This window comes from Aureibaculum koreense (assembly GCF_034296135.1).
In the GTDB taxonomy this organism is placed as follows: Bacteria; Bacteroidota; Bacteroidia; order Flavobacteriales; family Flavobacteriaceae; genus Aureibaculum.
Genome location: NZ_JAXKVV010000003.1, coordinates 42,474 through 58,201 on the forward strand (window position 1 = coordinate 42,474; position 15,728 = coordinate 58,201).

26 protein-coding genes are annotated in these 15,728 nt (G+C 34.2%); 1 reads left to right on the forward strand and 25 read right to left on the reverse strand.

Annotated features, from left to right (window positions below; all coding sequences use genetic code 11):
* Position 1: 1 nt before the first annotated feature.
* The 25 genes from secY to rpsL form a co-directional block, all read right to left on the reverse strand.
* Positions 2 to 1,339, reverse strand: a complete 1,338-nt coding sequence (gene secY, locus UMM65_RS03940; protein WP_321975176.1) for a preprotein translocase subunit SecY — start codon at positions 1,337 to 1,339, stop codon at positions 2 to 4.
* 7 nt (positions 1,340 to 1,346) lie between these two features.
* Positions 1,347 to 1,799: a 50S ribosomal protein L15 gene (rplO, locus tag UMM65_RS03945; RefSeq protein ID WP_321975177.1), complete on the reverse strand. Its 453-nt coding sequence runs from the start codon at positions 1,797 to 1,799 to the stop codon at positions 1,347 to 1,349.
* Between the two features lie 9 nt (positions 1,800 to 1,808).
* Entirely contained in the window at positions 1,809 to 1,991 is a 183-nt protein-coding gene (rpmD, locus tag UMM65_RS03950; RefSeq protein ID WP_321975178.1) for a 50S ribosomal protein L30, read from the reverse strand.
* Positions 1,992 to 2,003: 12 nt separating this feature from the next.
* A complete protein-coding gene (rpsE, locus tag UMM65_RS03955; protein WP_321975179.1) occupies positions 2,004 to 2,528 on the reverse strand; it encodes a 30S ribosomal protein S5 in 525 nt (174 codons plus the stop codon).
* A 9-nt stretch (positions 2,529 to 2,537) separates the two neighbouring features.
* Entirely contained in the window at positions 2,538 to 2,891 is a 354-nt protein-coding gene (rplR, locus tag UMM65_RS03960; RefSeq protein ID WP_321975180.1) for a 50S ribosomal protein L18, read from the reverse strand.
* Between the two features lie 12 nt (positions 2,892 to 2,903).
* A complete protein-coding gene (gene rplF, locus UMM65_RS03965; protein WP_321975181.1) occupies positions 2,904 to 3,446 on the reverse strand; it encodes a 50S ribosomal protein L6 in 543 nt (180 codons plus the stop codon).
* A gap of 13 nt (positions 3,447 to 3,459) precedes the next feature.
* Positions 3,460 to 3,858, reverse strand: a complete 399-nt coding sequence (gene rpsH, locus UMM65_RS03970) for a 30S ribosomal protein S8 (protein ID WP_321975182.1) — start codon at positions 3,856 to 3,858, stop codon at positions 3,460 to 3,462.
* 63 nt (positions 3,859 to 3,921) lie between these two features.
* Positions 3,922 to 4,191, reverse strand: coding sequence for a 30S ribosomal protein S14 (gene rpsN / locus UMM65_RS03975; protein WP_321975183.1), 270 nt, complete (start codon positions 4,189 to 4,191; stop codon positions 3,922 to 3,924).
* 3 nt (positions 4,192 to 4,194) lie between these two features.
* Positions 4,195 to 4,746, reverse strand: a complete 552-nt coding sequence (gene rplE / locus UMM65_RS03980; protein ID WP_321975184.1) for a 50S ribosomal protein L5 — start codon at positions 4,744 to 4,746, stop codon at positions 4,195 to 4,197.
* Between the two features lie 2 nt (positions 4,747 to 4,748).
* On the reverse strand, positions 4,749 to 5,057 hold the full coding sequence (gene rplX / locus UMM65_RS03985; protein ID WP_321975185.1) for a 50S ribosomal protein L24: 309 nt from the start codon (positions 5,055 to 5,057) through the stop codon (positions 4,749 to 4,751).
* A gap of 11 nt (positions 5,058 to 5,068) precedes the next feature.
* Positions 5,069 to 5,437 carry a 50S ribosomal protein L14 gene (gene rplN, locus UMM65_RS03990; protein WP_123896350.1) on the reverse strand — a complete coding sequence of 123 codons (369 nt, stop codon included), beginning with the start codon at positions 5,435 to 5,437 and terminating at the stop codon, positions 5,069 to 5,071.
* A 2-nt stretch (positions 5,438 to 5,439) separates the two neighbouring features.
* The gene (gene rpsQ, locus UMM65_RS03995) at positions 5,440 to 5,697 is read right to left on the reverse strand and encodes a 30S ribosomal protein S17 (protein WP_321975186.1); all 258 of its coding nucleotides are present in this window, start codon (positions 5,695 to 5,697) and stop codon (positions 5,440 to 5,442) included.
* A 19-nt stretch (positions 5,698 to 5,716) separates the two neighbouring features.
* The gene (gene rpmC, locus UMM65_RS04000) at positions 5,717 to 5,908 is read right to left on the reverse strand and encodes a 50S ribosomal protein L29 (protein ID WP_321975187.1); all 192 of its coding nucleotides are present in this window, start codon (positions 5,906 to 5,908) and stop codon (positions 5,717 to 5,719) included.
* Positions 5,909 to 5,920: 12 nt separating this feature from the next.
* Positions 5,921 to 6,355: a 50S ribosomal protein L16 gene (rplP, locus tag UMM65_RS04005; RefSeq protein ID WP_321975188.1), complete on the reverse strand. Its 435-nt coding sequence runs from the start codon at positions 6,353 to 6,355 to the stop codon at positions 5,921 to 5,923.
* A 19-nt stretch (positions 6,356 to 6,374) separates the two neighbouring features.
* A complete protein-coding gene (gene rpsC, locus UMM65_RS04010) occupies positions 6,375 to 7,091 on the reverse strand; it encodes a 30S ribosomal protein S3 (RefSeq protein ID WP_321975189.1) in 717 nt (238 codons plus the stop codon).
* A 5-nt stretch (positions 7,092 to 7,096) separates the two neighbouring features.
* A complete protein-coding gene (gene rplV, locus UMM65_RS04015) occupies positions 7,097 to 7,507 on the reverse strand; it encodes a 50S ribosomal protein L22 (RefSeq protein WP_321975190.1) in 411 nt (136 codons plus the stop codon).
* A 3-nt stretch (positions 7,508 to 7,510) separates the two neighbouring features.
* On the reverse strand, positions 7,511 to 7,789 hold the full coding sequence (gene rpsS, locus UMM65_RS04020; protein ID WP_321975191.1) for a 30S ribosomal protein S19: 279 nt from the start codon (positions 7,787 to 7,789) through the stop codon (positions 7,511 to 7,513).
* A 9-nt stretch (positions 7,790 to 7,798) separates the two neighbouring features.
* Positions 7,799 to 8,623: a 50S ribosomal protein L2 gene (rplB, locus tag UMM65_RS04025; RefSeq protein WP_321975192.1), complete on the reverse strand. Its 825-nt coding sequence runs from the start codon at positions 8,621 to 8,623 to the stop codon at positions 7,799 to 7,801.
* Positions 8,624 to 8,634: 11 nt separating this feature from the next.
* Positions 8,635 to 8,925, reverse strand: a complete 291-nt coding sequence (gene rplW / locus UMM65_RS04030; RefSeq protein ID WP_321975193.1) for a 50S ribosomal protein L23 — start codon at positions 8,923 to 8,925, stop codon at positions 8,635 to 8,637.
* 4 nt (positions 8,926 to 8,929) lie between these two features.
* Complete coding sequence (rplD, locus tag UMM65_RS04035) at positions 8,930 to 9,559, reverse strand: 50S ribosomal protein L4 (protein WP_321975194.1); 630 nt, start codon at positions 9,557 to 9,559, stop codon at positions 8,930 to 8,932.
* The gene (gene rplC, locus UMM65_RS04040) at positions 9,559 to 10,176 is read right to left on the reverse strand and encodes a 50S ribosomal protein L3 (protein ID WP_321975195.1); all 618 of its coding nucleotides are present in this window, start codon (positions 10,174 to 10,176) and stop codon (positions 9,559 to 9,561) included. The genes rplD and rplC overlap by 1 nt, the downstream gene beginning before the upstream one ends.
* 200 nt (positions 10,177 to 10,376) lie before the next feature.
* Positions 10,377 to 10,682 (reverse strand): 30S ribosomal protein S10, encoded by a 306-nt coding sequence (gene rpsJ, locus UMM65_RS04045; RefSeq protein WP_117879398.1) that lies wholly within the window; start codon positions 10,680 to 10,682, stop codon positions 10,377 to 10,379.
* Positions 10,683 to 10,700: 18 nt separating this feature from the next.
* Positions 10,701 to 12,821 carry an elongation factor G gene (gene fusA / locus UMM65_RS04050; RefSeq protein ID WP_321975196.1) on the reverse strand — a complete coding sequence of 707 codons (2,121 nt, stop codon included), beginning with the start codon at positions 12,819 to 12,821 and terminating at the stop codon, positions 10,701 to 10,703.
* A gap of 3 nt (positions 12,822 to 12,824) precedes the next feature.
* Positions 12,825 to 13,301: a 30S ribosomal protein S7 gene (gene rpsG / locus UMM65_RS04055; RefSeq protein WP_321975197.1), complete on the reverse strand. Its 477-nt coding sequence runs from the start codon at positions 13,299 to 13,301 to the stop codon at positions 12,825 to 12,827.
* 25 nt (positions 13,302 to 13,326) lie between these two features.
* A complete protein-coding gene (gene rpsL / locus UMM65_RS04060) occupies positions 13,327 to 13,701 on the reverse strand; it encodes a 30S ribosomal protein S12 (RefSeq protein ID WP_117879401.1) in 375 nt (124 codons plus the stop codon).
* Positions 13,702 to 13,870: 169 nt separating this feature from the next.
* On the opposite strand from rpsL, the gene UMM65_RS04065 reads away from it, so the two are divergent.
* Complete coding sequence (locus tag UMM65_RS04065) at positions 13,871 to 15,676, forward strand: ShlB/FhaC/HecB family hemolysin secretion/activation protein (protein ID WP_321975198.1); 1,806 nt, start codon at positions 13,871 to 13,873, stop codon at positions 15,674 to 15,676.
* Positions 15,677 to 15,728: the final 52 nt, after the last annotated feature.

The window sequence follows — 15,728 nt, forward strand, 5'->3', positions numbered from 1 at the left end:
ATTATGCTACTGATTTTCTTTTAGTTCCTGTTTTCATTAAACCATCATAATGACGATTTAATAAGTGTGAATTTATTTGTTGAATTGTATCTATGGCCACACCAACCATAATCAACAATGATGTTCCTCCGTAAAATATAGCCCATCCTGGTTGCACACCTGCTTTTACAATAAAAGCTGGCAATATAGCCAGTAGAGCTAAAAATATTGATCCTGGCAAGGTTATTCTCGATAAAATCGTATCTAAATAATCTGCTGTTTCTTTTCCAGGTCTTATACCTGGTAAAAACCCACCACTTCTTTTTAAATCATCTGCCATTTTATTGGTAGGAATAGTGATTGCAGTATAAAAATAACTGAATATAATTATCAAAATTGCAAATACTACATTATACCATAAACCAAACATATCTTGGAATTCTATCCCGATTGATTGAACAGTTGCATTTCCAGACTGTGATAATAGACCTGGTACAAACATCAATGCTTGTGCAAATATAATTGGCATAACCCCAGATGAATTCACTTTTAACGGAATATACTGTCTAGCCCCTGCTGCATCTTGTACATTTCCTGCAACGGTACGTCTTGCATATTGTACTGCAATTCGTCTAACCGCGGTTACCAAGAACACACAAGCCAATATAGCTACTAACCATAGAATTACCTCTATTAAAATCATTAATAACCCTCCGTTAGATTGTGTTACCCTTGACGTAAATTCTTGCATAAAAGTTGAAGGCAAAGTGGCAATAATACCTATCATAATTAATAATGATATACCGTTACCAATACCTTTGTCAGTAATTCTCTCACCTAACCACATGGCAAAAATAGTACCCGTAGTTAACAATAAAATGGAAGAAAACATAAACATTGGACCTCTACCTAATAAAAATGCTGACTCAGGAATACCTAAACTAGGTAAACTTAAAATATATGCGGGAGCCTGAATTACCAAAATACCAATTGTTAACCAACGGGTAATTTGATTTATTTTTTTACGTCCACTTTCCCCTTCCTTCTGTAATTTTTGTAAATAAGGTACAGCTATACCCATTAACTGCACAACAATTGAAGCAGAAATATAAGGCATAATACCCAAGGCCATTACAGAAGCTTGAGCAAATGCTCCACCTGTAAAAGCATTTAACAACCCTAAAAGGTTGTTACCACTTGTTGTACTCGCCAAACCAGATAATTGTTGAGGATCAATACCTGGTAATGGTATCTGTGCCGCTAAACGGTACACCACCATTAACCCAAGTGTTAAGATAATCTTATTTCTTAACTCTTCAATTTTCCAAATATCTTGTATGGTACTTATAAATTTTTTCATTTATTTCTTATAATGTTACTGCTTTACCTCCTGCTTTTTCAATGGCCTCTTTTGCCGATGCAGTAAATTTATGCACAGTAATATCTAATTTTGCCTTTAATTCCCCTCTACCTAATATCTTCACCAAGTCATTTTTTCCAACTGCACCATTATTAACCAAGGTTTCGAACGTCACCGTATCTTTAATACTTCCGTTATCGACCATTTCTTGTAACGTATCTAAATTGATAACCGCATACTCTTTTCGATTGATGTTTGTAAAACCGAATTTGGGTAAACGACGTTGAATTGGCATTTGACCACCTTCAAAACCTATCTTTTTAGAATAACCTGAACGAGATTTAGCCCCTTTATGACCTCTGGTAGCAGTACCACCCTTACCAGATCCTTGACCTCTACCTATTCTTTTCGCTTTACTTTTAACTGCACCTTTAGCAGGTCTTAAGTTATTTAATTCCATATCGTTATCTTATTTAACTTCCTCTACAGAAACTAAGTGTTTAACTTTATTTACCATTCCAAGGATAGCTGGCGAAGCATCATGCTCAACAACTTGATCCAATTTATGTAAACCCAACGCCTCTAACGTTCTTTTTTGATCTTGAGGTCGTCTGATTTTACTACGCACTTGTTTTACTCTAATTTTTTTCATCGCCCCTTTGGTTTATCCGTTAAAAACTTTATTTAAAGAAATTCCTCTTTCCTTAGCTATTGTATTGGCGTCACGCATTTGTAATAAAGCATCAAATGTTGCTTTTACCACGTTATGAGGGTTAGAAGAACCTTGTGATTTTGATAATACATCATGTACACCAACCGATTCCAATACCATACGCACAGCACCACCAGCAATTACACCAGTACCATTGGTAGCAGGTTTTAAAAATACTTTAGCACCCGCATATTTTCCTTTTTGTTCGTGTGGTATCGTATTCTTAATAATAGGTATTCTTATTAAATTTTTCTTAGCATCTTCAATGGCCTTTGCGATAGCAGAAGCAACATCTTTAGACTTTCCAAGACCATGACCTACAACACCGTTTTCGTTACCAACAACAACAATTGCCGAGAAACCAAATGTTCTACCACCTTTTGTTACTTTAGTAACCCTTTGTACTCCTACCAAGTGATCTTTTAAATCTAATCCGCTTGGTTTTACGTGTTCAACGTTTCCGTATTTTTGATACATAAATCTTAATTAAAATTTTAATCCTGCTTCTCTCGCTCCATCCGCAAGAGCTTTAACTCTACCGTGGTATAAATATCCATTTCTATCAAAAGCAACTTTTTCAATTCCTGATTTTGTTGCTTTTTCAGCTAATGCTTTACCTACCGCGGCGGCCACTTCCGTTTTTGTGCCTTTGGCAGCAATCTTTTTATCTCTTGATGATACCGCAACCAACGTGTTGCCAGTAATATCATCTATTAATTGAGCATCGATTTCTTTATTGCTTCTGTAAACTGAAAGCCTTGGCTTTTCAGCAGTACCAGAAACAATCTTTCTAATTCTTTGCTTAATTCTCTGTCTTCTTTGTAGCTTTGATAATGCCATAATATCTATTTATTATGCAGATTTACCTGCTTTTCTTCTTAATTCTTCTCCTACAAATTTAATTCCTTTTCCTTTGTAAGGTTCTGGTTTACGATAAGAACGAATCTTAGCGGCAACCTGCCCAACCAATTGTTTGTCAAAAGAAGTTAACTTTACTATAGGGTTTTTACCTTTCTCTGATACTGTTTCAACTTTAACTTCTGGAGCCAAGTCCAATACAATATTATGAGAGTAACCCAAAGCTAAATCTAATTTTTGCCCTTGGTGACTTGCTCTATAACCTACACCAACCAATTCTAATTCTTTAGTCCAGCCTTTAGATACACCTTCAATCATATTGAACATAAGAGATCTGTACAAACCATGCTTTGCCTTGTCTTCCTTACTATCTGAAGGACGTGTAACTAAAATATTACCGTCTTCAACTTTAATGGTTACATTAGAAAACTCTTGAGTTAATTCCCCTAATTTTCCTTTAACAGTAACTATATTTTCTTTAACATCAACGGTAACTCCTTCTGGAATTGCTACTGGATTATTTCCTATTCTTGACATTTCTTATTCTTTATTAGTAAACGTAACATAAAACTTCTCCACCAACATTTTCTTGTTGAGCCTTTTTGTTAGTCATTACCCCTTTAGAGGTAGAAACTATAGCAATACCAAGACCATTTAAAACTCTTGGCAATTCGGAAGCATTTACATATTTACGTAAACCTGGTTTACTAATTCTTTCTATTTTCCTGATAACAGGTTGTTTTGAATCTTTATCATATTTCAAAGCAATCTTAATATTATCTTGAACTTTATTTTCTTCAAACTTATAGCTTAAAATATAACCTTGGTCAAATAAAATCTTGGTCATTTCTTTTTTTAAGTTAGAAGCTGGAATTTCAACAACCCTAAGACCTGCATTTGCTGCATTTCTAATTCTTGTTAAATAATCTGCAATAGGATCTGTGTACATATTTATTTAATTACGGTTTTGGTTTTTAATACAAATGATTAAACCTGAAACCAATTTATAATTTTACCAACTTGCTTTTTTAACGCCTGGGATTAAACCTTGATTTGCCATTTCACGAAAAGTAACACGCGAAATACCAAAAGTTCTCATATATCCTCTAGGTCTTCCAGTTATTTTACAACGATTGTGCAAACGAACTGGTGAAGCATCTTTAGGTAGTTTCTGTAATGCTTCGTAATCACCAGCTTCTTTTAAAGCCTTACGTTTTTCAGCATATTTTGCTACCATTTTTCTTCTCTTAACCTCACGGGCTTTCATTGATTCTTTAGCCATCTCTTAATTTTTATTAAAGGGTAATCCTAATTCGGTTAATAATGATTTTGCTTCTTTATCAGTATTTGCAGAGGTTACAAAAGTAATATCCATACCACTGATCTTGTTCACCTTATCAATATCTATTTCAGGAAAAATAATTTGTTCTGTAATTCCTAAATTATAGTTGCCTCTACCATCAAAACCTGTTGATTTTATACCTCTAAAATCTCTAACACGCGGTAACGAAGCAGTTACTAATCTATCCAAGAATTCGTACATTTTTTGATCACGTAAGGTAACTTTAACGCCAATTGGCATACCCTTACGCAATTTGAACGATGCAACATCCTTTTTGGACATTGTAGCGATTGCCTTCTGTCCTGAAATTCTTGTTACTTCATCAAGAGCATAATCGATTAATTTCTTATCAGCTACAGCTGCACCAACACCTTTACTAATTACAATTTTTTGTAATTTAGGTACTTGCATTACATTTTTATAGCCGAACTCTTCGGTTAAAGCAGCTTTTATTCTGTTATTATATTCCTCTTTAAGTCTAGGTACGTATGCCATAACTAAATTATTTCTTTTGATTTTTTAGAGAATCTCACTTTTTTGTCGCCCTCTATTTTATATCCAACTTTTACGGTATTACCATTTTCAACTAACATAATGTTAGAAATATGGATAGGAGCTTCAAATTTTGAAATTCCACCTTGGGGATTCTGAGCACTAGGTTTGGTATGTTTTGATACCATATTTACGCCTTCAACAATTGCTTTATTCTTGTCTTTAAGAATTTTAACAATCTTTCCTTCTTTACCTTTATCTTCTCCAGTTGTTACTCTAACTGTATCTCCTGTTTTAACTTTGATCTTTATCATCATCTATAAATTTAAAGCACTTCAGGTGCTAGTGATACAATTTTCATGAATTGTTTTTCACGAAGTTCTCTAGCTACCGGCCCAAAAACACGGGTTCCTCTCATTTCTTCTGTTGGATTTAACAATACACATGCGTTATCGTCAAATCTAATATAAGATCCATCTTTACGACGTACTTCTTTTTTTGTTCGTACAACAACTGCTCTAGAAACTTGTCCTTTTTTAACTGTACCGTTAGGTGTAGCATGTTTTACCGAAACTACTATTTTGTCGCCAACAGAAGCGTAACGTCTATTTGTTCCGCCTAACACTCTTATAACCAGTACTTCTTTTGCCCCGGTATTGTCAGCTACTTTTAATCTTGATTCTTGTTGTAACATAATTATTTAGCTCTTTCTAAGATTTCTACTAATCTCCAACGTTTGGTTTTACTTAAAGGTCTTGTTTCCATGATCTTTACAGTATCACCTTCATTGCAGTCGTTTTTTTCGTCATGTGCAACATATTTCTTCGTCTTAATAACGAACTTTCCGTACATAGGGTGTTTGGCTTTTGAAACTTCGCTAACTACAATAGATTTCTCCATTTTGTTACTCGAAACAACTCCTATTCTTTCTTTTCTAAGATTTCTTTTTTCCATCTTGTAAATACGAATACAATTATTGTACTTCTCTTTTAGTTAATTCTGTGGCTAGTCTTGCAACTGTTTTTCTTAAATCTCTCAGTTGAATCGGGTTTTCTAGAGGTGATATAGCATGTGCCATTTTAAGATCTGTATAGTTCTTCTTTACACTTGCCAATTTCTCTTGTATATCTGCTACAGATAATTCTTTAATTTCTGATTGTTTCATCTTTTTAAACTTTTAAGCCTCGTTTTCGTCATAATCCCTTGCGATAACAAACTTTGTTTTTACCGGTAATTTTTGTGCAGCCAATCTCAAAGCTTCTTTCGCTGTTTCAATTGGTACACCTCCAATTTCAAATAAAATTCTTCCTGGTTTTACTACAGCAACAAAATATTCAGGAGCACCTTTACCTTTACCCATACGAACCTCTAAAGGTTTTTTGGTAATCGGTTTGTCTGGAAAAATTTTAATCCAAATACTACCTTGTCTTTTCATATAACGTGTTGCAGCAATACGAGCAGCCTCAATTTGACGTGATGTAAGCAAGTCTTGCTCTAAAGCTTTTATACCGAACATACCGTTAGAGAGCCTATGACCTCTTTGGGCATTCCCTTTCATGTTCCCTTTGCCCTTCTGTACTTTACGATATTTCGTTCTTTTTGGTTGTAACATTTCTTAAAACTTTAAAAAATTATTTTCTTCTTTGAGGTTTTCTTCCTCCACCTTTTTGACCACCTTTTCCTTGCTTTTTAGACAAACCAACTAATGGTGACAATTCTCTTTTACCATATACTTCACCTTTCATTATCCACACTTTAACACCTATTCTACCATAAGTTGTATGTGCTTCAACTAAAGCGTAATCAATATCTGCCCTAAAAGTTGATAATGGAATTCTTCCTTCTTTATAACCTTCCGAGCGAGCCATCTCAGCTCCATTTAATCTACCAGAAATCTGCACTTTAATACCCTCTGCATTCATTCGCATTGTTGCTGCAATAGCCATTTTTATTGCTCTTCTATACGAAATTCTATTTTCAATTTGACGTGCAATGCTCGACGCTACTAAAAATGCATCTAATTCAGGACGTTTAATTTCAAAAATATTTATTTGAACTTCTTTACCTGTAATTTTCTTAAGCTCTTCTTTTAATTTATCTACTTCTTGACCTCCTTTACCAATAATAATTCCCGGACGGGCAGTGGTAATGGTAACCGTAATTAATTTAAGCGTACGCTCTATAATTACCCTTGATACACTAGCCTTTGACAACCTAGTATGTATGTACTTTCTTATTTTATCATCTTCTGCAAGCTTATCGCCATAATCATTTCCACCGTACCAGTTAGATTCCCATCCTCTGATAATTCCTAAACGATTTCCTATTGGATTAGTTTTTTGTCCCATACTATTTACGAATTGCTTGTATTGTTTTTTTCTCCTAATATCATAGTAACATGATTTGAACGTTTTCTTATTCTATGTGCACGACCTTGTGGAGCCGGTCTAAGTCTTTTTAACATTGCCGCACTGTCAACATAAATTTCTTTTATAAACAAACCTGCATCTTCAATATTTGCATCTTCGTTCTTTGCTTGCCAATTGGCAATTGCAGATAATGTTAACTTCTCTAAATTACGTGCAGCTTCTTTTGGACTAAATTTTAAAATAGCTAATGCTTTTTCAACATCAACACCTCTAATTTGGTCGGCTACCAATCGCATTTTTCTAGGCGATGTAGGACAACCGTTTAACTTCGCAAAAAATTTAGTTTTGCGTTCTTCCTTAAGCTGCTGTGCTCTTAATTTTTTTCGAACTCCCATTGCTTATCTTTTACCTTTGTTTTTTGCACCTGCATGTCCTCTAAAAGAACGTGTTGGTGAAAATTCTCCTAATTTATGACCTACCATGTTTTCAGTAATATAAACTGGTACAAACTGACGACCGTTGTGCACTCCAATTGTTTGCCCAACAAAATCAGGAGTTATCATTGAGGCTCTTGACCATGTTTTGATAACCGATTTTTTACCAGAATCTATATTGCTTTGTACTTTCTTTTCCAATTTATGGAAAACGTAAGGTCCTTTCTTTAATGAACGTGCCATATCTTTCTCTTATTTTTTTCTACGTTCTATGATATATTTATTACTCGCTTTGGTCTTAGAACGTGTTTTATATCCTTTTGCAGGAATACCATTTCTAGATCTTGGATGTCCACCTGAAGATTTACCTTCACCACCACCCATTGGATGATCTACTGGATTCATAACCACAGGTCTAGTTCTTGGTCTTCTTCCTTTCCATCTTGTTCTACCAGCTTTACCAGAAACTTCAAGTTGATGATCTGAATTTGAAACAACACCAATAGTTGCTTTACAAGTCAATAGAATCAATCTAATTTCACTAGATGGCAATTTTATCGTTGCATACTTACCTTCTCTTGCAATTAACTGGGCAAAAGAACCCGCACTACGAGCAATAACTGCTCCTTGACCAGGATGTAATTCTATACAAGAAATTACAGTACCTAACGGCAAATCCTTTAGAAGCATAGCGTTACCAACTTCTGGTGTAGCTTTTTCTCCAGATATAACCGTTTGTCCAACCTGCAATCCTGCTTGTGCAATTACGTATCTCTTTTCACCGTCAGCATAATTAAGCAATGCTATATATGCAGTACGATTAGGGTCATATTCAATACTTTTTACAGTAGCCGGAATTCCATCTTTATCTCTTTTAAAATCGATAATACGGTATCTCTTTTTATGACCACCGCCCAAATAACGCATGGTCATCTTTCCTCCACTATTTCTACCACCTGATCTTTTATGCGGTGCTAATAAGCTTTTCTCTGGCTTATCAGTCGTAATCGACTCAAAAGTATTTAGTACTTTATGACGTTGACCCGGTGTTACTGGTTTTAATTTTCTTAATGACATCTTTTTTCGTCTTAAATATTGCTATAAAAATCAATGTTATCACCTTCTGCTAACTCAATAACAGCTTTTTTGTAAGCTCCTATTTTTCCTGTAACAACACCCTTTTTAGTAAACTTTGTATTCCTTTTTACAGGGTAGTTCATTGTTCTTACTTTGTTAACAGTTACGCCATAAGCCTTTTCTATAGCATTTTTGATTTCTATCTTATTTGCACGCTTATCAACCTGAAAAGTGAATTTATTATGCAATTCACTTAGGTCGTTTGCTTTCTCCGTAATAATTGGCTTTACTAAAATACTCATGCTATTACTTGCTAAGATTTGATTCAATTTCTTCTATACTTCCTTCTGAAAGTACAATTTTATTTGCATTAAGCATGTTGTAAGTGCTTAATCTTGAAGCGTTTACAACGCTAGTGCCTTTCAAATTGCGAGAGGACAAATATACATTTTTATTTGAAGCATCCAACACAAACAAAGATTTTTTATTCTCCAGTTCTAGAGCTTTTAAAACATTTGTGAAATTCTTGGTTTTTGGTTCATCAAATTCAAAGTTTTCAAGTACAACAATATTATTGTCTTTAGCTTTGATAGATAAGGCAGATTGACGAGCCAAACGTTTTAAATTTTTATTTAATTTAAAACCATAATTTTTTGGTCTAGGTCCAAATATTCTACCCCCACCTCTAAAGATTGGTGACTTTATTGAACCTGCACGTGCTGTACCTGTACCTTTTTGTTTCTTGATCTTTCTAGTACTACCTTTAATTTCAGCTCTTTCCTTAGCTTTATGTGTACCTTGTCTCTGATTTGCTAAAAATTGCTTTACATCTAAATAAACTGCATGTTTATTTGGCTCTATTGCAAAAATAGCATCTGAAAGTTCAACTTTTCTCCCAGTTTTTTTCCCGTTGATATCTATTACTTCTACTTTCATTATTTCTGAATAGTTATGTAAGCGTTTTTATGTCCAGGAACTGCACCTTTTATAACTAAAAGATTCTTTTCTGGAATTACTTTTAAAACTCTTAAATTTTCAACTTTCACTTTTTCACCACCCATTCTTCCGGCCATTTTCATTCCTTTAAATACTCTTGCAGGATATGATGCCGCACCGATAGAACCGGGAGCTCTTAAACGGTTGTGCTGACCATGAGTTGCTTGACCGACACCGGCAAAACCGTGACGTTTAACAACACCTTGAAAACCTTTACCTTTTGATGTACCTGCCACGTCGACAAATTCACCTTCTACAAAGTGCTCTACTGTGATTGTATCACCTAATTTGTACTCCTCCTCAAAACCTTGAAATTCGGCAACTCGATTTTTAGCAGTAGTACCAGCCTTTTTAAAGTGTCCTTTTAACGCTTTAGTTGTCTGCTTTTCTGCTTTGTCATCGAAACCTAATTGAATGGCTTCATAGCCATCTACTTCTTTGGTTCTGACTTGGGTAACTACACAAGGACCTGCTTCGATAACCGTACAAGGAATATTTTTCCCGTTGTCATCAAAAATACTGGTCATTCCAATTTTTCTTCCTATTAACCCAGACATTTTAATTTAGATTTTAGACTTCCGGTCTTAGATTTCAAAAATTGAAACCGAACCTGCTGTCAATTGTTTATTTATTATTACTAACTTTATTTCAAAAAAAAGGGTCAAAATACTTCAACCCTGAATGTATTTTTTTCCGTTTTTCCCTCGTCAACCGCTCGGGACATGTTTTCCTGCTTATGCGGGAATGGCAATTAAGGTTATACCTTAATTTCTACTTCAACACCACTTGGCAATTCTAGCTTCATTAAAGCATCAATTGTTTTTGATGATGAACTATAAATATCTAATAATCTTTTGTAAGAACTTAATTGAAATTGTTCTCTAGATTTTTTATTTACGTGTGGTGAACGTAATACCGTGAATATTTTTTTGTGCGTTGGTAATGGAATTGGTCCATTGATAACTGCACCAGTACTTTTAACCGTTTTTACGATTTTCTCAGCAGATTTATCTACTAAATTATGATCGTAAGACTTTAATTTTATTCTAATTTTCTGACTCATCTTTATCTATTTAGTAAATTAACCCTTTACGTTTTTGATTACCTCTTCAGCTATATTTGAAGGTGTTTCAGCATAATGTGAAAATTCCATTGTTGAAGTTGCTCTACCTGATGATAATGTTCTCAAAGAAGTAACATAACCAAACATTTCAGATAATGGCACCTCACCTTTGATTACTTTTGCCCCAGCTCTATCAGACATACTACCAACCTGACCTCTTCTTCTATTTAAGTCACCAACAATATCACCCATATTTTCTTCTGGTGTCAACACCTCTAATTTCATAATAGGCTCCATTAATACAGCTCTAGCGGCTTTTGCAGCAGATTTGTATCCAATTTTTGCAGCTAGTTCAAAAGATAATGCGTCAGAATCCACAGGGTGGAAAGAACCATCCTTTAATGTAATTTTCATTGAATCCATTTCGAAACCAGCCAACGGTCCATTTTTCATCGCCTCTTTAAATCCTTTTTCAACAGCAGGGATAAATTCCCTAGGAATATTACCACCTTTGATTACATTGATAAACTCCAATCCTTGTTTACCTTCTTCGGCGGGTTCCATTGTAAAGACAATATCGGCAAACTTACCACGACCACCAGATTGTTTTTTGTAAACCTCTCTATGATCTGCGGTTCTTGTCAATGCTTCTTTATATTCAACTTGTGGTTGACCTTGATTAACCTCAACTTTAAATTCACGTTTAAGTCTATCAACAATAATATCTAAGTGAAGCTCGCCCATACCGGAAATAATGGTTTGACCAGAAGCTTCATCAGTTTTTACTGTAAATGTAGGATCCTCTTCAGCCAATTTGCTCAACGCCATTCCCAATTTATCAATATCAGCTTTTGTTTTAGGTTCAACTGCAATACCAATTACCGGATCTGGAAAGTCCATACTTTCCAAAATAATTGGATGTTTTTCATCCGTTAAAGTGTCACCAGTTTTAATATCTTTAAATCCAACTGCTGCACCAATATCTCCAGCTTCAATATAATCTAATGCTTTTTGCTTATTAGCATGCATTTGATAAATACGTGATATACGCTCTTTTTTCCCAGAACGATTGTTCAAGACATAAGAACCTGCATCTAATCTTCCAGAATATGCTCTAAAGAAAGCCAAACGACCAACAAATGGATCCGTAGCAATTTTAAAAGCTAAAGCAGAAAAAGGAGCAGATACATCAGGTTTTCTAGAAATTTCATTTCCAGAATCTGGATCAGTACCTACAATAGCATCTTTATCTATTGGAGAGGGTAAATAACGACAAACCGCATCTAACAAAAACTGTACACCTTTATTCTTAAATGAAGAACCACATATCATAGGTATGATAGACATATCCATAACCGCAGCTCTTAATGCAGCATGTACTTCATCTTCAGTAATAGAATCTTCATCTTCAAAGAATTTTTCCATCAATACCTCATCATACTCAGCAACCGCTTCTATCAAAGCAGCTCTATATTCTTTCACTTCATCAACCATTTCTACAGGAATGTCAACTACATCAAAAGTAGCTCCCATATTGTCCTCATGCCATATAATTGCTCTGTTTTTAACTAAATCAACCACACCTTTAAAATCAGCCTCATCTCCAATTGGCAATACGATAGGAACTGCATTAGAACCTAGCATTTCTTTTACCTGCTGATTTACCATCAAGAAATTAGAGCCTTGACGATCCATTTTATTAACAAAACCAATTCTTGGCACTTTGTAATTATCGGCTAACCTCCAGTTTGTTTCAGATTGTGGCTCAACACCATCAACAGCTGAGAACAAAAATACCAATCCGTCAAGTACCCTTAAGGATCTATTTACCTCAACTGTAAAATCAACGTGACCAGGAGTATCAATAATATTAAAATGGTAACCCTTAGTATCTTCAACTGGTTGTCCGTTTTTTAAAGGAAATTGCCAAGTACAAGTTGTAGCTGCAGAAGTGATGGTAATACCTCTTTCAGCTTCCTGCTCCATCCAGTCCATTGTAGAAGCACCATCGTGCACTTCTCCAATCTTATGATTTACGCCCGTATAAAATAATATACGCTCAGTAGTTGTCGTTTTACCAGCATCGATGTGAGCAGCAATACCTATATTTCTTGTATATTTTAAATCTCTTTGTGCCATCTACTAAAATCTAAAGTGTGAAAATGCTTTATTTGCTTCTGCCATTTTATGAACATCAGTTCTTTTCTTAACCGCAGCCCCTTCTTCTTTAGCCGCAGCCAAAACTTCATTTGCCAAGCGTTGGGCCATTGATTTTTCATTTCGTTTTCTAGAATATGAAATCATCCACTTCATAGCCATAGAAACTTTTCTGTCCGGTCTAATCTGCATTGGTATTTGAAATGTTGCTCCACCTACTCTTCTACTTCTCACTTCTACATGTGGCATAACATTAGATAATGCTTCTTTCCAAACTTCTAAAGCAGTTTTTTCTTCATCTTGCTTTTTCTCCTCAACTATATCCATAGCATCATAAAAAACTTTAAAAGCAACAGACTTCTTACCGTCTTTCATTAAATTATTTACAAAACGAGTTACCAGTTGATCTTGAAATCTTGGATCTGGTAATAAATGTCTTTTCTTTGCACTTCTTTTTCTCATTACTTCTTACATTAAAGTGTTAAAATTATTTCTTAGGACGTTTCGTTCCGTATTTAGAACGTCTTTGTGTTCGTCCTTCAACCCCTGCAGTATCCAAAGCACCACGAACTACGTGATATTTTACTCCAGGCAAATCTTTTACTCTTCCTCCTCTAACTAATACTATCGAGTGCTCTTGTAAATTATGGCCCTCACCAGGTATGTATGCATTTACCTCATTACCGTTAGTTAACCTTACCCTCGCTACTTTACGCATAGCAGAGTTTGGTTTTTTTGGTGTAGTAGTATAAACACGTGTACATACGCCTCTTCTTTGTGGACAAGAATTTAATGCAGCCGATTTGTTCTTCTTAGTTATTTGGGTTCTTCCCTTGCGTACTAATTGCTGTATAGTTGGCATATAAATTAATTATTGTTTTTGTTTTTGTAAAACCTCTATTTTTAAGAGTGTGCAAATGTATAAATAAAATCTGTTTCTACAAACAGGTGTTGACTAAAATTTATCATCATTTTAAAAACATTTTTTATAATTAGAGAATTTAGCAGTTTTAAACTAATTTTGAACCGTTTTGAAACAGAAATTTACACCATATATATATATACTAATTATTCTAGGTTTTTTAAACACTTGTTATGCTCAAAAATTAGTGTTGGAAATTTCAGCTTCTGATACTACATCAACTTTATTATTACAGGAAGTTCATTATCAAAAGATTCATTTTTCCGAAAATTCGTTAATAAAATCGTTGGATTCGGTAAAGCTAAAAATAGAAACTATGGGATTTGTAAATTACAACCTTGATAGTCTTGTGAAAAGGCCTTCCTCTATCCTCCAGAAGAAAAGACCTCCCCTAATCCCTCCGAAGGAGGGGGATACTATTGGAGTGAGCTTTCCCCTGAGCCCCAACCAAAAGAAGGGAGATGGCTTGGTTGTAAATGACACAATTTATACGGCTTACTTTAACTTGGGAGAGCAGATAGAGAAGATTAAGGTTTATTATTTTGAGAAAGATATTTCTCAAAAACAACTTGCAAATATTAGAGGGATAGTAACATCTGATTATTTTGAAGTGAATACGGAGAATCTCAGTACCACTTTGCAAAATATTGCCAATACGCTTGAAGAACAAGGAAACTCATTTTCGCAAATAACTTTAAAAAACATCTCGATAAAAAATGATTCCTTAATATTAGCTGAACTTTTTGTAGATAAATCAACTTTGAGGAAAATAGATAAAATAATTATTAACGGATATACATCTTTTCCAAAAACATTTCTTAAACATCATTTAAAATTAGAGCAGAACGCCTTATTTAGTAAAGAGAAATTAGACGAGGCTTCAAGTACTATCAATGCTATTTCTTTTGTTTCGGAAATCAAACCACCAGAAGTTTTATTTACCAAAGACTCTACCGTAGTTTATTTATACCTGAAAAAAGAAAATGCCAATCACTTTGATGGACTTATCGGTTTTACCTCAAATGAAACAGGAAAAGGATTATCCTTGAATGGCTATTTAGATCTATCCTTAAACAATCTATTCAATTCAGGAGAAAATTTTAACTTACGCTGGAAAAACAATGGTAATAATAGACAAATGTTCGATTTAAACGTTGCTTTACCCTTTGTGTTCAAATCAAAAATTTCACCTGAACTAGCTTTAAATATTTACAAACAAGATTCTTCTTTTGTTAATACTACATTTAAATTGGCGTTACCTTATTATATTAATGGTAGAAGTTCTGTTGGGTTAATTTTGAAGACTGAAAGTTCTTCCAATCTTTTGACAATCAACAATAACAATATCGAAGATTACAAAAGCACTTTCTATGGACTAAACTATAATTATAAAATACCAAATAGCCACCCTTTATTTAGAACAAAATTCAACATTCTTTTAGAGGCTCTAGCGGGAAAAAGAAACGGAATTGTTAATAGTAACCAAACTAAACTCTATTTAAAATCAAACTTTTTATGGAATTTAAATTTTAAGAACCATATTTTCTTGCAAAGTCAAAGTGGTGTTATTAATTCAGAAAAATTATTTAGCAATGAGCTTTTAAGAATTGGTGGCACAAATTCTATTCGCGGATTTGACGAAGAAAGTATTTTAGCATCGGCTTATAGCAACTTTAACATAGAATACAGATATAGTACTAATAATACTTCTTATTTATATTCTGTTACAGATTTAGGCTATATTAATAATAAAATCAGTCGCTTATCTTCTCAATTATACGCTTTCGGCCTTGGTTATGCCTTTTCTTCAAAATTAGGGTTTATTAATTTAAGCTATGCGTTGGGAGGTTCTCCAAGTCAAACTTTAAATTTCAACAATTCTCGGTTTCACTTAAAGATTGTTAATTTTTTCTAAACATTCATGTAACAAATTTGAGAATATTACATTATTATGTTAAACATAATTA